Source organism: Actinotignum sanguinis (assembly GCF_003957255.1).
Taxonomy (GTDB): Bacteria; Actinomycetota; Actinomycetes; order Actinomycetales; family Actinomycetaceae; genus Actinotignum; species Actinotignum sanguinis.
The window spans coordinates 1-21749 of the sequence record NZ_QDIE01000015.1 but is presented as its reverse complement, the minus strand read 5'-3'; the positions used below and the strand labels follow the sequence as shown (position 1 = coordinate 21749).

At 61.2% G+C, this 21749-nt stretch carries 17 protein-coding genes, 1 tRNA gene and 1 pseudogene; 4 read left to right on the top strand and 15 right to left on the bottom strand.

Annotation, left to right across the window (positions count from 1 at the left end; translation table 11 throughout):
* Positions 1–9: 9 nt before the first annotated feature.
* Both DDD64_RS05055 and DDD64_RS05050 read left to right on the top strand, forming a co-directional pair.
* Positions 10–678: an amino acid ABC transporter permease gene (locus tag DDD64_RS05055; RefSeq protein ID WP_126135326.1), complete on the top strand. Its 669-nt coding sequence runs from the start codon at positions 10–12 to the stop codon at positions 676–678.
* Positions 671–1417, top strand: a complete 747-nt coding sequence (locus DDD64_RS05050) for an amino acid ABC transporter ATP-binding protein (RefSeq protein WP_126135325.1) — start codon at positions 671–673, stop codon at positions 1415–1417. Before DDD64_RS05055 ends, DDD64_RS05050 begins: the two co-directional genes overlap by 8 nt.
* A gap of 125 nt (positions 1418–1542) precedes the next feature.
* Here DDD64_RS05050 and DDD64_RS05045 read toward each other — a convergent pair whose 3' ends face one another.
* From DDD64_RS05045 to DDD64_RS05030, 4 genes are all read right to left on the bottom strand, one after another.
* Positions 1543–2451 (bottom strand): GIY-YIG nuclease family protein, encoded by a 909-nt coding sequence (locus tag DDD64_RS05045; RefSeq protein ID WP_126135324.1) that lies wholly within the window; start codon positions 2449–2451, stop codon positions 1543–1545.
* 256 nt (positions 2452–2707) lie between these two features.
* Positions 2708–3619, bottom strand: a complete 912-nt coding sequence (locus DDD64_RS05040) for an exonuclease domain-containing protein (RefSeq protein WP_126135323.1) — start codon at positions 3617–3619, stop codon at positions 2708–2710.
* Between the two features lie 149 nt (positions 3620–3768).
* Positions 3769–3841 (bottom strand) — tRNA-Thr (locus DDD64_RS05035).
* Between the two features lie 513 nt (positions 3842–4354).
* Positions 4355–5872 (bottom strand): alpha/beta hydrolase, encoded by a 1518-nt coding sequence (locus tag DDD64_RS05030; RefSeq protein ID WP_126135322.1) that lies wholly within the window; start codon positions 5870–5872, stop codon positions 4355–4357.
* Positions 5873–6172: 300 nt separating this feature from the next.
* Here DDD64_RS05030 and DDD64_RS05025 point away from each other — a divergent pair, with 300 nt between their 5' ends.
* On the top strand, positions 6173–7246 hold the full coding sequence (locus DDD64_RS05025; protein ID WP_126135321.1) for a 2,3-butanediol dehydrogenase: 1074 nt from the start codon (positions 6173–6175) through the stop codon (positions 7244–7246).
* Between the two features lie 88 nt (positions 7247–7334).
* Here DDD64_RS05025 and DDD64_RS05020 read toward each other — a convergent pair whose 3' ends face one another.
* The 4 genes from DDD64_RS05020 to DDD64_RS05005 all read right to left on the bottom strand — a co-directional run bounded on the left by DDD64_RS05020 (position 7335) and on the right by DDD64_RS05005 (position 13819).
* The gene (locus tag DDD64_RS05020; RefSeq protein WP_126135320.1) at positions 7335–8729 is read right to left on the bottom strand and encodes a DNA polymerase III subunit delta'; all 1395 of its coding nucleotides are present in this window, start codon (positions 8727–8729) and stop codon (positions 7335–7337) included.
* Positions 8726–9400, bottom strand: coding sequence for a dTMP kinase (gene tmk, locus DDD64_RS05015; protein ID WP_126135319.1), 675 nt, complete (start codon positions 9398–9400; stop codon positions 8726–8728). Before tmk ends, DDD64_RS05020 begins: the two co-directional genes overlap by 4 nt.
* Positions 9401–12127, bottom strand: a complete 2727-nt coding sequence (gene topA / locus DDD64_RS05010; RefSeq protein WP_126135318.1) for a type I DNA topoisomerase — start codon at positions 12125–12127, stop codon at positions 9401–9403. It lies immediately after the preceding gene.
* 129 nt (positions 12128–12256) lie between these two features.
* Positions 12257–13819 (bottom strand): methyltransferase, encoded by a 1563-nt coding sequence (locus DDD64_RS05005; RefSeq protein WP_241227413.1) that lies wholly within the window; start codon positions 13817–13819, stop codon positions 12257–12259.
* 168 nt (positions 13820–13987) lie between these two features.
* Here DDD64_RS05005 and DDD64_RS05000 point away from each other — a divergent pair, with 168 nt between their 5' ends.
* The gene (locus DDD64_RS05000; RefSeq protein ID WP_126135316.1) at positions 13988–16369 is read left to right on the top strand and encodes a DEAD/DEAH box helicase; all 2382 of its coding nucleotides are present in this window, start codon (positions 13988–13990) and stop codon (positions 16367–16369) included.
* Positions 16370–16392: 23 nt separating this feature from the next.
* On the opposite strand, the pseudogene DDD64_RS09180 reads toward DDD64_RS05000, so the two are convergent.
* From DDD64_RS09180 to DDD64_RS04965, 7 genes and pseudogenes are all read right to left on the bottom strand, one after another.
* Positions 16393–16758 (bottom strand): annotated as a pseudogene (locus tag DDD64_RS09180) (Rv3654c family TadE-like protein); the annotation flags it as partial.
* Positions 16759–16805: 47 nt separating this feature from the next.
* On the bottom strand, positions 16806–17417 hold the full coding sequence (locus tag DDD64_RS04990) for a hypothetical protein (protein ID WP_126135315.1): 612 nt from the start codon (positions 17415–17417) through the stop codon (positions 16806–16808).
* Positions 17418–17487: 70 nt separating this feature from the next.
* A complete protein-coding gene (locus tag DDD64_RS04985; protein ID WP_126135314.1) occupies positions 17488–17712 on the bottom strand; it encodes a DUF4244 domain-containing protein in 225 nt (74 codons plus the stop codon).
* 296 nt (positions 17713–18008) lie between these two features.
* Positions 18009–18569 carry a type II secretion system F family protein gene (locus tag DDD64_RS04980; protein WP_126135313.1) on the bottom strand — a complete coding sequence of 187 codons (561 nt, stop codon included), beginning with the start codon at positions 18567–18569 and terminating at the stop codon, positions 18009–18011.
* Positions 18560–19177, bottom strand: coding sequence for a type II secretion system F family protein (locus DDD64_RS04975; RefSeq protein ID WP_126135312.1), 618 nt, complete (start codon positions 19175–19177; stop codon positions 18560–18562). Before DDD64_RS04975 ends, DDD64_RS04980 begins: the two co-directional genes overlap by 10 nt.
* A gap of 185 nt (positions 19178–19362) precedes the next feature.
* The gene (locus DDD64_RS04970; protein WP_126135311.1) at positions 19363–20541 is read right to left on the bottom strand and encodes a TadA family conjugal transfer-associated ATPase; all 1179 of its coding nucleotides are present in this window, start codon (positions 20539–20541) and stop codon (positions 19363–19365) included.
* A complete protein-coding gene (locus DDD64_RS04965) occupies positions 20520–21497 on the bottom strand; it encodes a CpaE-like family protein (protein ID WP_126135310.1) in 978 nt (325 codons plus the stop codon). Before DDD64_RS04965 ends, DDD64_RS04970 begins: the two co-directional genes overlap by 22 nt.
* Positions 21498–21749: the final 252 nt, after the last annotated feature.

Sequence of the window (21749 nt, the reverse complement as noted above, 5' to 3'; positions counted from 1 at the left end):
AGGTAAGTCATGAATACGATCACGCTATGGCTCGAGTCTTTTCCGCAACTCTTAGCGGCCACGTTAAAAGTTACGATTCCGCTTTCCCTGATTTCTTTCGCAATAGCGCTCGTTTTGGGCATTATTACTGCCCAACTGAGGCTATCTAAGAGTCGGATAGCTCGGGCCATAGCGTGGTTGTATGTGTGGATTTTCCGCGGCACCCCGCTTCTCGTGCAGCTCTTCATCGTCTTTTTCGGGCTGCCCAAGGTCGGCATCACGCTTTCAGCCTGGCTAGCCGCTATCATCACCTTTTCGCTGAACACCGGCGCGTATATCTCCGAGGGAATCCGCGGAGCGCAACTCTCTATCCCCTCGGGCCAATGGGAGGCAGCCGCTACGTTGCGCCTGACGCATTGGCAGACGCTTCGCCACGTCATCGGCCCGCAGATCTGGCGAATCGCGCTGCCTTCCATCAGTAACGAATTCGTGAACCTGGTGAAGTCAACGTCCCTGGCCTCCGTCATCACCATTTCCGATGTGTTCCAGATCGGCCAGCAGATAACAGCGCGCGTCTATGAGCCCTTGATACTTTACGTTGAAGTCGCGGCTATTTACCTGGCCATCTGCACGCTGCTGGCGTGGCTGCAGGCATATCTGGAAAAGAAAACCTCTAAGTACGTGGTGAAAAATGATTGAGATAAAAGACCTAACTAAAACCTTCGGCAGGGATACCCACGCCTTAGCGGGCGTAACCGCGGCCTTTTCACCCGGCAAAACAACTGTGATCGTGGGCCCCTCCGGTTCCGGTAAATCCACGCTGCTGCGCACGCTCAACCTGCTCGAAGTTCCCGATTCCGGGCACATCAAAGTTGAGGATTTTTCCCTGGCCTTCCCAGCACAAGTAACGAAGGCGGACAAAGAAGAAATCCGTTCGCACTCAGCCATGGTATTCCAGGGCTTTCATCTATTCCCGCACCTGACCGTGCGCGACAACGTTGAACTTGCCCCACGGCTGCACGGAAAAGACCAGAAAGCCGCGCGCATCGACAGCGAGTCATTGCTCGAGCGAGTTGGACTCAGCGCGAAGATGCATGCTTATCCCGCGGAGCTTTCTGGCGGCCAGGCCCAGCGGGCAGCAATCGCCAGGGCGCTAGCCATGCGTCCGAAATATCTTTTGTGCGACGAGCCAACCTCCGCGCTGGATCCGGAGCTCGCCGCTGAGGTTTCCAACGTTCTTTCCGAACTGGCCAGCCAGGGGCAGGGCCTCATCGTGGTGAGCCATGATATGAATTTCACGAGGCGCGTGGCGGACCAGGTGGTTTTCTTGGACGCGGGCCACATCCAGTACGAAGGCGCCCCGGAAGATTTCTTTACCTCGAAGAATGAGCGAATCGTGAAGTTCCTATCGGTGTACGACCCGGCAGAAAACTTGTAGAAACGCGCGAGGTGGGTTGCGCAGCCGGAGGGTTGCCGAACCGGAGAGTTGCGGTGATAGTCGAGCGGACCCGCCGGGTGGGAGGTGCGGCGTCGTCGTACCATCACAACACGCCCCGCGCCTTTCTACGCGTTATCCGCTTCCCATTCACCGAAAGTGCGGCCGTCATCAGCGAGCCATTCGCGCCGGCCATTCGAGGAGCGCCCCAGGATCACCGCGGCCGCGGTGGAGGGCGAACCGAAAGCAATATCGCGCGTGAGAACCGCGGCGCCTTCGGAAATTTTTATGGAGCCATCGTCGACGAGCTTTTTATGCAGCGCGGCGTAGGACGTGTAGGAACGCAAGGTCGATTCGGAGGCACCACGCAGGTGCCATTCGGCGACGACGTGCGAACCTTTGAGAACGAAATACTCACCGTCAACCAGCTGCATCGTCGCATCGACACCTTTATTGGCTTGGCGCAGATGGAAAAGCGCGGAGGTGGACGCGGGCGTTTCCGGAGCGGGAGCCGCGGCGATTGTTGAGCGTGAGCGCAGCACATTCACGCCGAGAATCGGGAGAATAACCTTGACATTATCGAGGAAAGATTCCGCCGAAGCCTGCTGACCTTCTGAGAGTTTGCGCAGCCGCGGGACCTGCTTGTTATCGGGCATAGAGCAGCGTTCTGCGGCCTGAGCAATATCGACGAGGCGCGATTCCAGGTAACCCCAATGCCCTTCGTTGAAGGATTTTTGCATGCTGCCGATGATGACAACTCGGTTCCACTGCGGTTTGCGCTGGTCGTGGGTGCGTAGCCGCTCGCCAAAATTCTCGGTTTTGCCGATGTAGCACCAGGTGTTATCGATGGCGTCCGGATCCGCGCCGAGGAGGAGGTAGACGCCGTTACCGTGGGCGTCCTCGCGCCGCAGCAGCTCGGATAACTGGTCGCGGCGCGCAGAAACGACGACGCCCGTCCAGTCCGCGATGCTTGCCGTCATAATCCCGCCGGGCGTGCCATCCACCAAGAACAGCTCAATCGCTTTGCCCCGTGCCATATCACCAGCGCCTTCCCGTGGGTTTCCCGGTTCCGGATACCGTTCAAATTCTCGATAACGTTACTGATGCAAAATTATAGACGCGCTGGTGGGTGGCTAGCGGGTCGGGTAGCTGGCTCCGGGAGTGAGCCACGGGAATCTGCCCGCTCCCGCCCCCTCCCTTTCTCGCCCCCGCGGTCCAACTTGCACAACAGAAACGGTCCAACTTGCACAACTGGCGTGTTAACAAAGGCAATTTGGAAACGGGATAGTCTCACTAACCTTCAGCTAATCGATTGAAGAATTCATCTTCGCTAATGACCTCAATTGACGAACCGCTTTCACGCAATTGCCTGGCTTTGTGCAACTTTCGCGAGGCCGAGGATCCTTCTGTCCAAGCCCCGGGATTTGGAATTCCAACAACAAGCAAAGTTGTTTTCTTGGTGAGGTTTTTATCGGCAGTACCTCCTACCGCCGAAACAAGTTGCTGCACGGCAGCGCGTTGCCCATGCCTCAACGTACCCGTGAACGCCACATGTTCACCTTCGAGGACCCGTGATTTTCCGTACCGTTCTAGCAAATCATCAAGGACGAGCTGATCAACGAGCACTCCAGCACGTCCATTCTTCCCGTTGCCACCGGTTGGAGGGCATAATTCTTCAAGTCTCTCGAAACCGAATTCTTGTTGCATCCTGGCGAAAATCATGCCCGCGGCTTGGGCGTCTGAACCAGCGTGATGATGATCAAAAGACTTATCCGGGAAGTAATAGCAGAAAACTTGATCAAGAGATTTTCGTTCTAACTTACCTGCAAGAATCTTTCTGGCAAGCCGCGCAGTACAAAACCGTCTATTCAAAATCGGCTTGGTACCATAGAGATCTACCAAATCGGAAAGAACGTACCCGTCAAAGGCCATATTGTGAGCAATAATTGGCCTATCACCGACGAAAGTCGCAACCTGATCCGACACTTGCGACCATTGAGGCGCGTCCAGTACATCAGCCTCGGTAATGCCATGAACCCATACATTTACCGGATTAAAATAAGCAACTTCCGGGTGCGGTTTTAGCAGCTGATAGTAACTGTCTGCAGGATTCCCATCACTGTCAAAAAGTGTTAAACCCACGGCACATGCAGAACAACGCTGCTCGTTGGCCGTCTCGAAGTCTATCGCTACAAAATCTCGCATGAGCCCTCTCTACAACGGTCGGCGGGAAACCTTCAAGCAACGTCGTCACAAGCCCCTCCATGCCAAAAAGTCCGCCTGGGCTACTTTCCCGACTGCGAGCTAACACGAAGCAGGGAGATAAAGGGAGATAAAATGTATCTTACATCCAGAGCCACCTGAGAGAATCGAACTCTCGACCTATTCATTACGAGTGAATCGCTCTGCCGACTGAGCTAAGGTGGCACGCTACCTGCGGCTAGCCACGCGCGCGGCCAGTTCACAAGGCAACAGATGCATACTACCCGGCCGGTGCGCTGGCGCGCAAACCCGGGCGCCGTGAGCTAGCGAACGTTGAGAGCGGGGTGGGGCCGCCCTGCGGCAGGAGCAGCGTCGTCGTAAAAAGTAAAGGAACGGAAAGAAAAGTGTTGCTCCCCGGAGCGAGAGTCACATGAACTCGCCTCGGGGAGCAACATGGGGATTACAACATCCCCAAATGAGCACACCGACCACCACAACCGGCGGCTCAGGCCTATAAAGTTTTTCGACGATCAGCCCTGCTTGAAAGCCTATTCAAGCCCGGCCGCGTCAGCACATACAAGCATAACGCCCCGCTGCTAAGGGAGCAAAGAATTGCGTTCCCTATTTATGTGTACAACTTCACTACGGCACCGTAACATCGTGAAATATGCAGTAATTCCATGATGACCTGGGACGATAGGCCGATATTACGCACCTACCCCGGCTATCATCACCACGCTAGCGCGCCGGGCAATTCAGATTTTCCGGAACCGTTCCGGTGAGGTAAAACTGCCGAATCGGATCGTCAATACACCGGCCCGCGGTCCCGAAGGCGGTATGCCCATCACCTTCCCAGGTCACCAGCACGCCGGATTCCAAATCCTCAGCGAGCGACTTCGCCCATGCCTGCGGGGTGGCCGGATCGTACTTCGTACCGATCACGATAATGGGCGCCGCACCTGCCGCACGGAAAGGCCCCGGATTGTCTTTCACCTGGGTTGGCCACACCTGGCACAGATCCGAACCCGCGTAAGCATCCCCAAGCAACGGGCCGCCCTTCGTGGCCCGCGAAGCTTCCTCAAGCTCCGCATCCGTGGCGGGCCGATAATCCGCACAATTAATAGCCCAATTCGCCTCCGTGGAATTATCCAGGAAATGCCCGTCGCCCGGATCGCGGCTCTGCCCGGTTAGGGCGATGAGCTGGAGAACCGTGCCCTTATTCTGCTTATCAAACTCGGAAATGCCCTCCATCAGCACCGGCCACAGCATCTTGCTGTAGAACGGAATGGTAAATGCTGATAGGGCCTGAGCTCCCGTGAGCGGCATACTCGGGTTCCCGGTGGGGATGGGAGTGGCGATTGCGGCGTCGATAATACTGCGCATATGCGCGATGCCCTCATCCACGCTCCCCTTCAACGGGCACCGCGAGCCCTGCTCCTGCTGACACCATTCCACGAAACGGCGCGCGGATTCTTCGAAACCACGCGTTTGATCGGTGGCGAGGCGGGCCGTTCCCAGGGTGGTGTCGACGGCGCCGTCGAGCACCATGCGGCCTACCTGAGCAGGGAAAAGATCCGCATACTGCGCCCCGAGGAACGTGCCGTACGAGTAGCCCAGGTAGTTGAGCGAACGATCCCCCACCAGGTGGCGCAGCACATCCAAATCCCGCGCCGCCGACCGGGTATCAACATACTTGAGGTATTCGCCGTTTTTCTCCTTACAGCGCTGCGCCACCCGCTGCGCATCCGCAGCTTGCTTAGCATCCGCCTCCGGATCAGAATCCGGGTAGGTGGTATCCACGAGCTGCTGCAATTCCGCATCCGTAAAACAGGTAATCGGGGTGGACTCGCCCACCCCGCGCGGATCAAAACCAATGACATTATATTTTTCGACGACATCCGCACCCAGGGAAATCGAGGCCGTGGGCAATAAATCAAGACCCGAACCACCCGGGCCGCCAGGATTAATAAAAATAGAGCCGACGGCGCTACCGCTCGCCTCTTGTTTACGCATCGATAATTCGATGGTCGCCCCCTCCGGATCCTCATAATTCATGGGAACCTGGACGCGAGCGCATTGGTCTTTACCGCAGGAGGTCCACTCCACCCGCTGCTCATAGAACCGGGCGAGCTGCGCCGGATACTCCGGCAGCGCACCGGTGGAGGTATCGGGGGTGCCGCCACGCACCAGGGCATTATTGGCACACCCGGAGACTAAAAGCAGCACGGCGCCGAGAGCAGCAAGAGTTCTTTTCACGTGTCTAGCGTACGGGAGCAAGCTGGTAATAGGCAGGAGGCCGCGGTAATTTCGCTAGCCGTGCAATTACTGCATATTCGCGTCCGAGGCATTGCGCGGGTGCACACACTCTGACACACTGAATGTGATGCTCACTACACGCCTTCGGAGTATCGCGGCCGTTTATCTTCAACGCCACTGAACGGTGTCCACTGGCGCCGCCGTGAAAGGCCCAGATGCAAGGGGTGTGCCGGAACGTCCCGGCAGGTAGATGGGTATCACGTGCGCGCTATGCAAGCGTGCCCATACAAAGGAGGAAGAATGAAGGCTATTCGCTACTACGGCAAGGAAGATGTCCGGCTTGAGGATATTCCTGAACCTGCACTCCAGCCGGGAACCGTGAAGATTTCCCTGGCATACAACGGTATTTGCGGCTCTGATCTGCATCTGTATTTTGATGGAGTCATGCCACCGGCTCCCTCGGCCGATGAACCGCACCCCCTTTCCGGGGAAACCCTCCCGGTGGTTTTCGGTCACGAATTTTCCGGTGTGGTCGATGAAGTCGGCGCGGGTGTGACCAAGGTGAAGGCCGGGGATCGCGTTGCCGTGGAACCCTTTATGGTGTGCGGGGAATGCCCGGCCTGTAAGAAGGGCATGTACAACCTCTGCGAAAAGATGGGATTCATTGGAATTTCCGGGCGCGGCGGTGGCCTGGCTGAGAAGATCGTAGTGGAAGAACGCTGGGTTCATAACGTTGGTGATATTCCGCTGGACCAGGCCGCTCTTATTGAACCGCTCTCCGTTGGCCATCACGCGGTCGCGCACGCTGGCGCCGCTTTCGGGAAGGCTGCAGGCAAGGTTGCCGTGGTGGGCGGGGCCGGACCTATCGGGCTGCTCACCGCCGCGGTGCTCAAGGCCTACGGCGTGAAAACCATCGTTTCCGAGCCCTCCGAAATTCGCCGCGCGAAGCTCACGGAAGTGGGGGTTGCTGATCTTATCGTCAACCCGGCGGAAGAGGATCTGCTGGAGAAGGTGAAGGAATTTACCGACGGCGTGCTCGCGGACTTCGCTTTCGATTGCGCCGGCATTGCCGCGGTGGCCGATCAGCTTCTCAGTGTGCTCACCACCGGCGGGCACCTCGAAGTGGTGGCGCTGCACGTCCATCCCTTCGAGCTGGATCTTATGGGCGCCATTATGATGCCCGAACGCTCCATCAGCGCGTGCATTGGCTACTGTGATGATCACGAACCGGCCATCAAGCTGGTGCAGGAAGGCAAGGTCAACCTGGAGCCGCTCATCACCTCGAAGATCACCGCTGATCGCATTGTCGAGGATGGCTACCAGCGCCTGCGGGGCAACCCGGGCGAGGTGAAAATCCTCGTCTCAATGAAGTAACCCGATGAAATAAGGGTAACGTCAAGCTGGCGGGCCGGTACAGAACCGACTTCTCACAGGAAGATGAGGAAAGGTTGCTGCCGGCCCGCTAGTTTGTTTGAGATGGTTGCGCTAGCAACGGCGAAGCGAGCTCGATAAACATCGCTTCGAGGGCAAGCTGCGGAGCAACGTTCGCGGCCAGGCGCCGCCGCGCCCGCGCCACCGCGTCCATCCGCGCCACCGAGAGTTCCGGGGTGGAGGCAGCCGCAGCCGCGATGATCTGTGTTTCGAAATCGGCATTAATGAGGTCGACGCCGGCATCGACCTGCACCGCTAGCACATCACGATAGAGCGCCAGCACATCGAGCATGGCCCGGTCCAGATAGTCACGATCCTCCCGCACCGCCCGCTTTTTTCGCTGTTCCTCAAAAGCGCGGATCTGGGCACGTTGCGACGCCGAACCGCTATCCCGCTCCCCCAACCCAATACTCGCCCGGAATTCCGCAAGCTCGGTATCGGGTTCAGTTTCCACCTTCGCCCCTTTTTTCGACGCGGTGCTAGAACCTGCGGATTTCGACGCCGCACCCACGCTGGCCGGGTAGTGCTCGAGGAGATGCTGAGCGGCGAGCACCGCATCTGATGTTCCACCCAAATCGAGAGTTTCCCGCAGCAACGCCGCGCGCTCTGCCGCAACCTGCGGGTCCCGTAGTAAGGCACGCGCACGGCCAATATGGCATTGGGCAATGCGTGCAGTTGCGCGAGCCGTGCGTTCATCAACCCCGAATTCTCCGGCCAGGAGCTGGGCAACCGCCTCCACGCTAGGAACCTGGAGGGCCACGTGGCGGCACCGGGAGCGAATCGTGGGAAGCATGTCCTCGGGCGAAGCGGTAATAAGAATCCACACGGTATCGCGCGGGGGTTCCTCAATTGCTTTGAGAAGCACATTCGTGGTGCGCTCCAGCATACGGTCCGCGTCTTCAATAATGATGATGCGCCGCCGGCCCACCGAGGGGAACGTATAGGAAGAGGCCACCAGCGACCGGGTTTCTTCCACCGAGATCGTCACCGAGCGCGGGTCCATTCGGATCACATCAGGATGGGTACCGCCCAGCGTGGTGGTACAGGCGTGGCAGTGCCCGCAGCCGGGCACCGCACCCGTGCATTGCACGGCAGCCGCGAAGGCCAGCGCCGCAACCGACCGCCCCGATCCGGGCGGCCCGGTAACCAACCATGCTTGGGCCATCGCCGCGCTGCTGATATCCGTCGTCGTACTAACATCCGGTGCCGTAGTTAAACCCGCAGCCGTATCCGCATCCGCCGCGCTCGTCGCATCGGTAGCGCCGCTCGCATCGGTAGCAGCGGTCGAATTGGCTGCGCCGCTCGCATCGGCCGCGGCGACTACCGGACCGGGCAGCTGCGGGTCACTGATCCGCGAGGCCCAGGCCGCCCGTTGCAAGAGCTCGGCAACCGGACGCTGGCCAATAAGCGCATCGAAAACGCTCATGAGGATTCTCCCGCGGCCGGCTGACACGCACCGCAATCAGCCAGATGTTCCCGACCTTCCAGACCTGCCAGCAGAGTTTCCACCCGCGCAATAATCTGCGCGGCAAGATCAGCAACAGTCTCGCGCGCATTGAGCACCAGGTAGCGCTCCGGATTAGCCTCCGCGAGCGCGAGGAAATTCTCACGAACCGCCCGGTGGAACTCGCGGCCTTCCGCCTCGATGCGGTCATACTGGCCGTCGTCCGCCCGCGCTAAACCTTCGTTTTCCGGGATATCGAGGAGCACGGTGAGGTCCGGCCAGAGTTCTTCGGTAGCCCACTCGGACATCGCCCGGATGCCCGCGCCGAGCTCACGCGCCCCACCCTGGTAGGCCAGGGAGGAATCAATATAGCGATCCGAGAGCACCACCGCCCCAGCCTCCAGGCCTGGGCGAATAACAGATGCGACGTGCTGGGCGCGATCCGCGGCATAAAGAAGGGCTTCGGCGCGCGGGCTGACCGCGCCCCCGTGCAGGAGCAGCTCCCGAATCTGGGTGCCGAGCATGGTTCCCCCGGGCTCCCGGGTTTGCACAACGGTATACCCCCGCTTGGAGAGCGCCGCGGCAAGCAGCTGCAACTGGGTTGTTTTCCCAGCTCCATCCCCACCTTCAAAGGTAATGAACACCCCGCGCATTTATGCCTTCTCGGTGGTCGATCCGGAAGCGGAATTTTTCGAGCTGGACTTTTTCGCCGTGCTCTTCTTCGCCGTCGTTTTCTTCGCGGCGGGGGCCTTAGCCGTGCTCTTCTTCGCCGTTGTACGCCGTTTCACCGGGCCCTTCGCGCGCCGATCTGCGAGCAACTCGTAGGCACGCTCGGGAGTAATGTTCTCTACATCATCGCCCTTGCGCAGCGAGGCATTCGTTTTCCCATCGGTCACGTAGGGCCCGAAGCGCCCCTCCTTGAGCACCACCGGAGCTTCGCTCACCGGATCGGTTCCCAGTTCCTTAAGCGGGGGCTTAGCTGCTGCCTGCCCGCGGCGCCGCTTGGGCTGGGCCAGCAAAGCCTGCGCTTCCTCCAGAGTAATCGTGAAAATCTGCTCCTCGGTTTCCAGCGAGCGGGTATCTTTCCCGTGGGTGATATACGGACCGTACCGCCCGTTCGTTGCAGTGATATCCACCCCGTCTTCGCCCTGCCCAATCACGCGCGGCAGATGCAGCAAACGCAGGGCATCTTCGAGCGTAACAGTTTCCGGTTGCATAGATTTCAAAAGCGACGCCGTGCGCGGCTTAGGTGCTTTTTTGGAGATTTTCCCGGTGGGGGTAAGCGCGACTTCACCCTCGCGAATAATTTCAGTCACGTACGGCCCGAAACGCCCGGATTTTACGACGACGCGGCGCCCGGTTTCGGGATCCTCGCCCAGTTCACGTCCATCGGAGGATGCTTTCTCCAGGATGTCGTGGGCGGCCTCCACCGTCATTTCATCGGGTGCCATGCCTGCCGGCACCGAGGCGCGCTTATCGGAGCCTTCCACTTCCAGATAAGGCCCGTATTTTCCATTGCGCAGGGTGATGCCCTCCCCGATGGGGGTGGAGTTAATAGCACGCGCATCGATATCGCCAAGGGATTCCACCCGGCCTTCCAGGCCCGGCTTATCGCCATCTCCGCGCCAGAATTTCGACAGGTAGGTCACCCGATCCCCGCTGCCCTCCGCAATCCGGTCGAGGTCGGTTTCCATCTGGGCGGTGAAATCGTAATCCACCAGGTCGGGGAGATTTTCTTCCAGGAGACGCACCACGGAGAAAGCCGTCCAGGTAGGAACAAGCGCCTGACCGCGATGCTCCACGTACCCGCGATCAGTAATGGTGGAAATCGTGGAAGCGTAGGTTGAGGGACGCCCGATACCCAGTTCTTCCATCTTCTTCACCAGCGATGCTTCGGTGTACCGCGGCGGAGGGAGAGTTTCGTGGCCGGTGGCCTGCGGGGCGCTCACCGGCAGTTCCTCCCCTTCTTTCACGTCCGGGAGCCGGGCCGCATCCGTGGCTTCGTAACGATTGGCATCCCGGCCTTCTTCGTACGCGGCAAGGAACCCCGGGAACGTAATCACCGTGCCAGACGCGGAGAAAGTGGCGGTGTGCGCTCCGGCCGCACCGCCGACCGGCACATCAATTTTCAGAGAGACCGTCTGCCCGCGCGCGTCTTCCATCTGGGACGCAACGGTACGTTTCCAAATAAGTTCATAAAGTCGAAAATCCGCCCCCGAGAGTTCACCGGCCACCATCTGCGGAGTGCGGAAATGATCGCCGGCCGGGCGGATAGCTTCGTGTGCTTCTTGCGCGCCCTTCGCCTTCTTACCGTAGAAACGCGGCTTTTCCGGCAAGCTGGCCTGCCCGTACAATTCCTTGATTTGGCTACGGGCCGCGCTGATTGCCTGCGCGGACAGGTTCGTGGAATCGGTACGCATATAGGTGATATAGCCCGATTCGTAGAGCGACTGGGCGATACGCATTGTTTGACGCGAAGATAGGCGTAGTTTACGCCCGGCTTCCTGCTGCAAAGTCGAGGTGGTGAAAGGTGCGGCAGGGCGACGGCGATACGGCTTTTCCTCGCGGGTGCGTACCGTACCCCGCGCGCCTTCGAGTGTTTCTGCCAGCTGGCCAGCCAGCTCGGCGTTGAGGGCCCGTACACCTTCCTTGGTCGCCTTGGCGGATAGTGCGCCGTCGTCGCCAAAATCTTTACCGGACGCAATACGCGCACCGTCGAGGGAATGGAGGGCTGCCTCGAATTGTTCGGCGGAACCAAAGGTGGCGGTCACATCCCAATACGATGCGGAAACGAAAGCCATGCGTTCGCGTTCGCGTTGCACAACAAGGCGAGTGGTGGCCGATTGGACGCGACCTGCGGAAAGCCCCGCGGCGACCTTGCGCCACAGCAGGGGCGAAACTTCGTAACCGACCAGGCGGTCAAGGATACGGCGCGATTCCTGGGCGTCTACCAACTGGGTATCGAGCGCGCGGGGTGTTTCCAGGGCACGGGAGATCGCTTCGGGAGTGATTTCATGGAAGACCATGCGCGAGGTGGGAACTTTCGGCTTGAGCACCTCGTAGAGATGCCAGGCGATCGCTTCTCCCTCGCGGTCCTCATCGGTTGCCAGGAAGAGTTCATCGGCGTTCTTCAAAGCTTTCTTCAGCTCGGCAACCGTTTTATTCTTCCCGGCAGAAATAACGTAGTAGGGCGAGAAATCACCGTCCACATCAACAGCGAAGCGCCCGTAGGGGCCCTTCTTCATATTGTCGGGTAATTCCGAGGGCTGCGGCAGGTCTCGAATGTGCCCTACGGACGCCAGCACCTCGAAATCTTCACCCAGGTACCTGCCGATCGTGCGCGCCTTGGCGGGAGACTCCACGATAACCAGCTTCGTCACAACTGCATCCCTCACTACTCACGGCGTGACCAGACCACGCCTCCGACACATATTTTGTGCCCTGTTGTCACACGGTAGCACGCCCGCGCCGAAAACCGATGCTCGTCACGGGAGCTCTCAACCTATCTCCTAGATCTCGGTTCCCGTTCCCTCGGTCAATAGCCCGGTGGCGATCAGCTCGCGCACCGTCTCAAGGAGACGGGCTTGGACCGACGCGCTCTCCTCTCCGTAAATACGCGCAATCGCCTGGCATAGGGCACCCACGCTCAACTCGCCATCGCAGGCGCCCACGAAGGCCGCAACTTGGGAATCGGCCGGGAGGGTCTGCTGGAATCCACCCGTGTGGGCGAGAACAATGCGCAGCGGATCTGCCGCCCCCGGATCGTAAAAACGGTGTTCGATCACCTCGGTTCGAGTCAGGGTGCGCTGTGCTAAGTCCTCATCGGAGGCGGCCACCAGGTGCCGGTTCTTCCAGACCCGCTGAATATGCTGGCGGATATCACCCTGGGGGCGGCCCGGTATTTCCTCGGTGCGGATCATGGGTTCGCGAGCGGCAGCCGGGCGTGACAAGATCCCGTAACCCAGGCTGATCGCGCGTATCCCCCGCGCGGCAAAATCATCGAGCCAGGTGCGGTAGGCATCCTCGTATCCGGTATCGCGCGGGCGCAGGCCACCATCGCGGAGCCACATCTCTACATAGTGGGCTGGATCGACTTCATCGCGCGCAATGAACCAGGCATCGAGGCCCGCCACCCGGGCCCACACCTGCGGGTGAGTATCCCAGGAACAGCCATCTTCCACTTCCCAATTCCCCAAAATATAGGCAGTGCCGGTATCTGTGAGGTGGGCGGGAAGTGCGGAGATGAGTTCGGACAGGAGTGTATCCCCACCGAATCCACCATCGCGGTACTCGAAATCGACTTTCTGCCGGACGGCAGCGGGGGTGATAACAAAAGGCGGATTGGACACGATGGTGTCGAAACGCCCCTCCACCGGATCGAAAAGGGAACCCTGGAGCAACTCGACCCGCACGGCCGCGAGCGCGATATTTAGGGCGGCGAATTGCAAAGCTCGCGCAGAAATATCGGTGGCGACCACCTCGCAGCCTTGCAGCGCGGCGCTAATGGCATGGATTCCGCATCCGGTTCCCACATCTAGAACCCGGCCCCCGGTATAGGTGACGATATTTGCGAGAGTGCGGGTGGCCCCACCCACCGGCATAACGTGGTGGGCTCCGGGGACTCGGCCGGCTAGTTCCCCAAAATCGGAGGCGATGAGCACCTCGGTGCGGGTGATCCGGCGGGTGCCCTTCCGAGTAATGTCTAGCGGAACGGGAACCACTTGGAAACGGGCTCGATATCCCGCGTTGCTGACCGCGAGCAGCGCATCGCGCGTTACCCGGTCACCGAAAGTGGCGGGAAAGGCACCCTCGAGTTCCTCCGCGCTCAAGGTATCCCCGAGAATAAGGAGGCGGACTTGGCAGGCCAGGATTTCCGCTTCGGTATGCGGCGTAGCACCCTGGTGACACACTTTTTCACATGCGAGAAGTGCGCACACGCGCTGTTCACGGCGCATGGCGGCGGTAGCCTCGGGACCGAGCAGGGGAGAGATATGCGCGGTGGTATAACCTGTGAGATCTTGACGTAACGTGGTGGCGAGGCGCTCGGGGGCGCCCGGGACAAAGAGCTCCATGCCATAACAGTAAACTGCCCGGCCGCGTTGAGGAAAGCCCCGGGTAGGGAAACGGGAACTCGCGCGGTTTTCTTTGGTCCTTAGATCTCTGGCCCTCAGCTCCGTGGATCTCAGTTCTTTGGCCTTCAATTCTTTGGTCTTGGGTGCTCCATCGGGCACACTACACATATGCGCCTCCTTTCCGTTCTTGAAGAATCCGCCACCGCGGGACAGTTGGTAGCGCTGCGCAAACAAGATGCTCGCCCCGCGCAGGTAGCCGGGTGGCCCGCGTGGGTCAGCCCTCAGGTGATGAGTGCCTGCGCTAACCACGGCGTGCCACACCTGTGGGAACACCAGGTCCGCGCTGCGAATCTCATTCACGCGGGTACCCACACGGTGGTGGCAACCGGAACCGGTTCGGGGAAATCTTTGGCGGCGTGGGTGCCTGCACTCACCGAGATGCTGGCTCCGCGTAGCTCGACGAGTTTGGCGCGGTTGAGCGCACCTCCCACCGTGCTTTACCTTTCCCCAACCAAGGCTTTGGCCGCGGACCAATACACCTCGCTGCGGGCCCTGGCGCGAGATGTCGATTCCCGGATCACGGTGGCGACCGCGGACGGGGATGCCGACGCGGAAGAAAAAACCTTCGCGCGCGACCATGCCGACATTGTGCTGACCAACCCTGATTTCGTGCATCACGCGATGCTGCCCCAGAAAGACCGCTGGCAGCGGATCTGGCGCGGGCTGCGGATGATCGTCGTCGATGAATTTCATTCGTATAAGGGATTGTTCGGAGCGCACGTTGGCCATGTGGTGCGCCGGATTTTGCGTATTGCGGCGCTGTATGGCGCCCGACCCACCGTTGTTTTCCTGTCGGCAACCGCAGGCGAGCCCCAGGAAACCGCCACCAGATTCATCGGAACAGCCTTTGGCCCTATCGAAGCGGTAACAGATGACGCCTCTCCGCGCGGCGAATGTACCGTGGCCCTGTGGCAATGCTCTCCTGTGGCCGACGACGAAACCGGCCACGTTCTTTCCGGGGAAGTACAGGGAAGTGAGAGAGATATCGTGCGCCGCTCGGCCAATGTGGAGGCGGCCGCTCTCACCGCTCGTTTCGTGGCGGAAGGGGCGCGCGTTCTCACCTTCGTGCGTTCGCGGGCCGGAACCGAACGGGTAGCCGAGCTGACCCAAGATTTTTTGCGCGAGGAACACAATCCCCTGGCTCAGGCGGTGGCGGCTTACCGCGGCGGGTATCTTCCTGAGGAACGCCGTGATGTGGAGCAACGACTGCGGTCCGGAGCGTTGCGAGCCGTGGCAACAACCAATGCCCTGGAGTTGGGTATCGATATTTCCGGGCTGGACGCGGTTATTCTCACCGGGTGGCCTGGAACCACGGCTTCTTTTAACCAGCAGGCGGGGCGCGCCGGACGGGCGGGAAGTTCGGGGCTGGCTGTTTTTATCGGAACCTCGAATCCTTTGGATCAGTATCTTCTGGCCCATCCGGATACGGTACTGAGCGCGGGCGCGGAGGCCAGCGTTTTCGATCCTCTCAATCCGAATGTTTTGACCGGGCAGGTGTGCGCGGCCGCCGCTGAGCATCCTCTTAGCGAGGCAGATGCCGCAATTTTTGGGCTCCCCAATACGTCGCTTTTCGACGAATTGAGCGAACAGGGGCTCTTGCGCCGCCGTCCCGGCGGGTGGTTCTGGGGGCATGCGGGGCTGAGCGCCCACGACCTGGTGGATCTGCGCGGCGAGGCAAGCACCGTGTCCATTGTTGACGAGGAAGACGGAAACATTCTGGGGACCGTGGATGCCGCACGGGCAGATACCACCGTGTACCCGGGGGCTATCTATATACATCAGGGTGTTCCTTTCGATGTGCAAACATGTGACGGCGAGGTGGCTATCGTGCGGCATCGCCCCCGGGATGATCTGCGGACTTTTGCCTCCGAAGAGACAACCGTGAAGATCCTCCATTCGCGCTCCAGTACCGCAACTCGGTTTGGGACCTGGGCTTGGGGCGATGTGGAGGTATTCAATCGGGTTGTCGGATACCACCTGCGCCGGGCCCGTGATGGCATGTATCTCGGGTTTCACCCCATTACTCCGCGCGAGCGCAGTATGGAGACGTGCGGGACATGGTGGACGATGTCATCCCAGGATCTGGAGGCGCTCGGGATCCCTCCCGCGGATGTTCCCGGTGCTCTGCATGCTGCTGAGCATGCCGCAATTGGAATACTTCCCCTCTTCGCGATCTGCGACCGATGGGATGTGGGAGGACTGTCCACCGCGTACCACCCGGATACCGGAGCTGCCACCGTGATTGTCCACGATGCTGCGGCCGGCGGTTCAGGCTGTGCCGAGCGGGGATACCGGGCCGGCCGGGAGTGGATCCGCGCCACACGCGATGCCGTGGCCGGTTGCCCGTGCCAGAGCGGATGCCCGCGCTGCGTCCAGTCCCCGAAATGCGGTAATAACAATGAGCCCCTGTGGAAAGAGGGCGCGGTGCTGGTGCTCAGCGCCCTGAGTTGCGCACTCGATGAGCTGGAGGGCACGGCGCCGGAACCGTGACCCCGATCAATGGGGCCTGCGCGCGATGTCACCCGGACCGCTACCGGCACCGCGCGAGCGCGGGTGCGAACCCGAATCGAAAATATTTCTTCGGATTCGCTGCATTCTTCGATAACCGCGCCGTTGCGCTGCGCACTGCGTTCGCTCTTGGTGCAGGCTTCGGCTAACGACCAGCCCTGGTTGATTACCCGCTCGGCTGTTTGCAGAGCAATAACGTCCGCCGTGGCACGGGCTTCCATTCGTGCGATGACCACGGTAAAAACGGTGAGCACCACCCCGGTCAAGGCAAGCACAAGAGCCATCGCCCCGACCGCGAGTACCGTTCCCGCTCCCCGCTCAGAGGCCCGGGGCGGATCCCGGTGCCGGACGCGGATTTCCCTCCGGCACATCAGGTAGAGCCGGTGCCATTCCCGCCAGCTATCCCTCCAGGAGACTCTCATGTTCCCAGTACTCCGGGTTCCACATCCACCGAGGTACGTGCTTCCATGGTGATACCCAGGGCCCGTAGCGGACCGGCTGCCTGGGCCCGCACCACCACGTTCACGTGGTCTTCCGCGCGTTGCACGTGCAGCATGGCCCGGGGTGGGAGTTCGCGAGCGCGCAAGGCCTCTTCACTTTCTCCGCGTGCGGCAAGGACTGCAATATCGTGGGAGGCACCGCGCAGAGAGAGGTATTGGGCTCCGGCGCTCAGCGCCCCGAGCGCGAGCAGCACGATAATAAGCGTGCTGACAATCCCGAGGGCCACTTCTACCGTGACCATGCCGGCTTCCCGGTTCTCAGCCCCGTAAGGCCGGCGCAAGATGCGGGAGAGTTTGCGGGAACGGATCTCCCGACGGCGGCAAGCACAGGGAACTGCTATATGCCCGCGTGCCTCGATGACCTCATGGCATTGCGCACACAAACGCCGGCGTTCCCGCGACCGGTGGGACCGGAAGCCCCGGTGGGGCCGCTGGGTGGGCTGGTTGGCGATAAGAGCACCCTCACCTGCCCCGCCCCGCGGGAAAGAAGGTAACTCCTGGCATTGCTCGGGGAATTGCTTCGATATCATGACGGATCTTTCTCTTTTCGGTGGAGCCGCGGGCCTCCCACCGGCACCGGTGGATACCCGGGACTTTGGTTTAGGCGATATTGAGTCCGCGCCGGAAAATCCCCGCGATAAGCTCACGCATCCAGTCCTGCTGGGAGAGCCAGTAGAGGATGCCGGCAATAGCGCAGGCGCCGAGCGTTCCGACGGCGTATTCGGTGGTGGTCATCCCCGCTTCCGGATGGGATTTTCCCTCGAGGAAAATGCTGCCCGGGTGGGTGGGGAGAGCTGGTCTGAGGGTGCTAACTGCCGTGGTCATAATGGTGCCTTTCTTATTTGTGACGTACTACGCCGTGGTTATGGCTAGGTGGTGCCGGACCTCGCCGCCCGCCGCCCGGGGGGTGGGTTGCGGGCTGCTCGGAACGTGCTAGGTCCGGCGCTGTCAGTCTCCCGCGCCGCGCTCCCTCCCACATCCAGCGCCCGCGTGCCTGTGGATAATTGCCCCGTCTGAGCATCCTGGGGATACAGGGGATGAAGCGGGAACGAGCCTGGCACCCCACCACGCCCCAGCTTCGTCCATATGGCTTTCTTTAGCCGGCTTCGTTCGCCCTGTTTTTATTGGAAGAGACCGATGGCTGCGCCAGCCACTGCCGGAACAATTCCCACGAGGATAAATGCCGGTAGGAAACACACACCTAAAGGCACCACGAGGCTATTTCCAAGTTCGGCCGCCGCGCGGCGCGCTTCTCTAGAACGACGACGCCGGTAGCTGCGGGCAGCTGTGCCAAGCAGGGTGAGCGGAGCTACCCCATTTTCCCAAGCTGGCTGGAGGGCCTCGCGCAGCAACTCGGCGCGTGGATGTATTCCGTCCCACGCTTCGGCCCAAGGGGCGCCCAGCAGAAGGAGCTGCGCCGTCGTACCGACATCAAGGTGGGCATATTCTTCAGCAACGGCGAAAGATACCGCTTCGAGCGCGGCCGGAAGTGAGGCCCCGGAGGAGAGAGCCACCCGCGCGAGATCGGCCAGAAACGCCGGGTCGGAGGGCGGTAAGCGCCGCCCGGATCGCCGCGCCGCACCCGGCCGGGATGAGGCATCCTGCCTACCCGCACCCTGCCCGGCAACGGGCATCCACACCCGGGCAAGAAGAAGAACCAGGAGACACAGGATCAGCCCCATTGCTCGGCTTTCCGTACGAGGCGACGCATCCACACGATTCCAGCCACCTCGCATATGAGCGCCAGCGCGAGGCAGCATCGCCCGATCACGGTGCCGACAAGGAAAGTCAAGGGATTACCTCCAAAGAATGAACCCAATAACATGCCGAAAAGTGGCATGGTGGCCAGCATTTTCACGGCTGAACGCGGTCCGGCTAGCGCGATGCGGCGCTCGCCTAGCGCATCGCTGGATTCGGAGAGCGCCGCCGCGCAGTTCTCGAGAATGCGGGCTGCAGATGCTCCGGTGTGGTGGGTGAGTCGGCACACCGCTATGAGTGCGGGGATACCGAGGAGGCCGCGGGCGCGGCGCGGATTGCGGGGCGCCCGTTCCCATAGTTCCCGGAGGAGTACCGGGACTCCGACATCGTCAATCTGACCGGCAGGGTCACGCCGGAGCTCACTGTCCCCACCGGCTCCTGACCTTTCCCTATTCGGCTCGAAGCGGGCGAGCGCGGTGAGCCACGCGCGGCGGTGATCAGCGCCCGAATCTATACGGGCCGCGACTTCCACCGCGAGCAGGCCGGCGTCAAAACCGGGCAGGGGGTCACGCTTGCTCCGGCCCCGTGGCACGCGCGGGCCACGCCTGCCACACCCGCCACGCCTGCCGCGCCGGGCACCCGGTTCTTCCGCGCGCCCGTGCCGGGATATGTCACTTCTCCGAGAGAAAAGTGAGCGAAACTCCGTCTTGCTGGCGCGGCCCCGCGGCACGCCAGCATACGTGCAGACGCTCAGAAGAACGCCGAGCACCACCAGAATTACCACGGTTCCTCCAGCCCTAAACGTGAACCCAGGGTGGCCCACCCGGGACCGGCACGAATAGTGCCATCGGCACTGATCGCCAAGGCATCCGGGGCTTCAAGAACGCCATTTCGGCTGTGGAGGATCGCCACGCGGGTAATGCGCCGGAGTGGCCCGTGGCGTTCAATGGAAATAACGGCATCGAGGGCCGCGACCGCCTGAGCGGCAACCACCGCGGCGGACATTCCTGCCAATGCCCCGAGAGCAACGAGCCGGGCGGGAACATCGCGCGCCGAATTTGCATGGATGGTCGCCCATCCGCCTTCGTGCCCGGTATTGAGCGCGGTGAGGACTTCACGCACTTCTTCTCCGCGGCATTCCCCCACCACGATCCGATCCGGGCGCATCCGTAAGGCGGCCCGCACCAATTGGCTCATGGTAATTTCACCGTGGCCTTCCACATTGGGGCGGCGGATTTGCAGATGCACCACATGCGGATGTGCGGGCCGTAATTCCGAAGCTTCCTCAATTATGATGAGCCGTTCCGTGGCCGGTACGCAGCTGAGCAGCGAGGCTAATAATGTGGTTTTCCCCGATCCGGTAGCGCCGGCCACCATGACGTTAGCGCGCTGCTCCACCAGGGCTCGCAACACCGGCATAAGCGCTGCGGGGAACGTGCCAGCGGCCTGAAGCTCAGCGAGCGTAAAGGTACGGGCCCGTTGGGTACGCAGTGAGATCGCGGCTCCTTCCGCGGCCAGCGGAGCGAGGACCGCATGCAGGCGCGTTCCATTGGAGAAGGTGCCATCGGCAATGGGCGCGGCGTCGTCCAGACGCTGGCCGGCACCGGCAGCTAAACGTACCGCGAGCGCGCGTACTTCCCCCGCGTCGGAAAGCAGGGTGCTTAATTCTTCGTCACGTTCCAGTCCATTTCCGCGATCCAGCCACACCCCGGTACCACCGTTGATCAAAATATCTGTGACGGATGGGTCCTCTATCACGCGCCGCAGCTGCGGGCCCCAGCCACGGGCCACCGCGTCTAGATCACGCGCCGCTCCGAGCACATTTTTTATCCCAACGGCGTGTGGTGCCACGGTGGTGAGCACCCCGGGCACGCTGATGCCGCGGGCTAGCTCCCGGCGGGCACGAGCCAAGTTCCCACGGGTACGGGCCAGATTTAACTCCTTCGTGTTGTCCATTGATTCACCCCTGAGCCACCTCCCAGCACCGCATCGAGATGCGCGACGAGCTGCGTGACGTCACGCGCGGTCCCGGATCGCCGCTGTTCGCCCACAACAACTCCGTGCGCGAGGTCCTCATCCAAGCCGCGCAGGCGCCGCACGGGGATCACCTCCTGGCCGATATCTACACCGAAGGCTTGTGCCTCCACTTTGTGTGCGCACCGCGCTGCGATCACCACCGGAGTAGTCTCCCCCAGATCACGAAGGATTCTGGGGATGGCCTGGGCATCGCGGCCAGTCACCTCGGTAACGAGCACCACCGCATCGCACCAGGCCCGCCACCGTGCCGGCTCGCTCCCGAGCAGCAAGGCGCTGCGCGGGAGATCCACATAGGTGGTGTCGCTAGCTTGGGAAAGCGCATCGATGGCATGGGGCACCGCATCTCCATTCGCGGGCGCTCCGCCGCGCACATCCGCGCTGAGAAGACTCAGTTGCCCGCGTGCCGGCAGGGCCGCCCGGAGCCGTTGCGGTATGAGCATGCCTTCCGCTTGGGCGATATCAGCCCAGCGCGCCCCGCGTTTTTCCTGAAATCCCATGAGAAGTTCGAGCCCGGCCGAGAGCGGATCCGCATCTACCACGGCGGTGCGCGTGATGCTCAACGAGGCAAGCCAGGCCGTCAGCATCGATACCCCGACCCCGCCGCGCACCCCGGCCAGCCCGATAATGCGCCCGCGCCGAGTTTGCCCGGCCGCCAAAACTAGTTCGAGCAGATCTTCGGCCTGGCGCGGAAGTTCCACGACCACTGATCCGCGCGGAAAATAACTGGCGAGGACCGGGTGGAAACGCGCGCGGACCGTGGGCAGGGCCGCCGAGAGTTCCTCTAATTCGAGTACGGCCGGTGGCGGAGCTACCCCCGGCGAGCCGCGCGCCACCTGTATTCCTGCCAATTCCGTAACGGCCTCCACCTCGCGCACCGTCTCCTCATGCTGGTAGGTCAGGGAGACGAGTTCGCGGGGGATCGCGGAGATGAGAGGTGCCGGCGAAGCACCGGCGGAGCCCGAAACGCCGGAGAGGGAAACGCTGGAAACAGGAGCACTAGTGCACCGTCCGCGATTTAGGTTTCCGGTTATGGGGTGGGGGTTTGTTCTAAGACTGTTCTCGCGCGTGCTATTTTCTCCAGGAGGCTATCCACGTCAGCTACCCACGTGAATGGTGTGGCGGTAAGG

Excerpts from the sequence above, each read along its gene's own strand:
- DDD64_RS04985 (WP_126135314.1), bottom strand. The coding sequence starts at position 17,712 with ATGACCACGGCAGTTAGCACCCTCAGACCAGCTCTCCCCACCCACCCG.
- DDD64_RS05005 (WP_241227413.1), bottom strand. The coding sequence starts at position 13,819 with ATGGAGCTCTTTGTCCCGGGCGCCCCCGAGCGCCTCGCCACCACGTTA.
- DDD64_RS04970 (WP_126135311.1), bottom strand. The coding sequence starts at position 20,541 with ATGGACAACACGAAGGAGTTAAATCTGGCCCGTACCCGTGGGAACTTG.
- DDD64_RS05025 (WP_126135321.1), top strand. The coding sequence starts at position 6,173 with ATGAAGGCTATTCGCTACTACGGCAAGGAAGATGTCCGGCTTGAGGAT.
- DDD64_RS05000 (WP_126135316.1), top strand. The coding sequence starts at position 13,988 with ATGCGCCTCCTTTCCGTTCTTGAAGAATCCGCCACCGCGGGACAGTTG.
- DDD64_RS05045 (WP_126135324.1), bottom strand. The coding sequence starts at position 2,451 with ATGGCACGGGGCAAAGCGATTGAGCTGTTCTTGGTGGATGGCACGCCC.
- DDD64_RS05020 (WP_126135320.1), bottom strand. The coding sequence starts at position 8,729 with ATGAGCGTTTTCGATGCGCTTATTGGCCAGCGTCCGGTTGCCGAGCTC.
- tmk (WP_126135319.1), bottom strand. The coding sequence starts at position 9,400 with ATGCGCGGGGTGTTCATTACCTTTGAAGGTGGGGATGGAGCTGGGAAA.
- DDD64_RS04980 (WP_126135313.1), bottom strand. The coding sequence starts at position 18,569 with ATGGGGCTGATCCTGTGTCTCCTGGTTCTTCTTCTTGCCCGGGTGTGG.
- DDD64_RS05055 (WP_126135326.1), top strand. The coding sequence starts at position 10 with ATGAATACGATCACGCTATGGCTCGAGTCTTTTCCGCAACTCTTAGCG.
- DDD64_RS04990 (WP_126135315.1), bottom strand. The coding sequence starts at position 17,417 with ATGATATCGAAGCAATTCCCCGAGCAATGCCAGGAGTTACCTTCTTTC.
- DDD64_RS05040 (WP_126135323.1), bottom strand. The coding sequence starts at position 3,619 with ATGCGAGATTTTGTAGCGATAGACTTCGAGACGGCCAACGAGCAGCGT.
- DDD64_RS05050 (WP_126135325.1), top strand. The coding sequence starts at position 671 with ATGATTGAGATAAAAGACCTAACTAAAACCTTCGGCAGGGATACCCAC.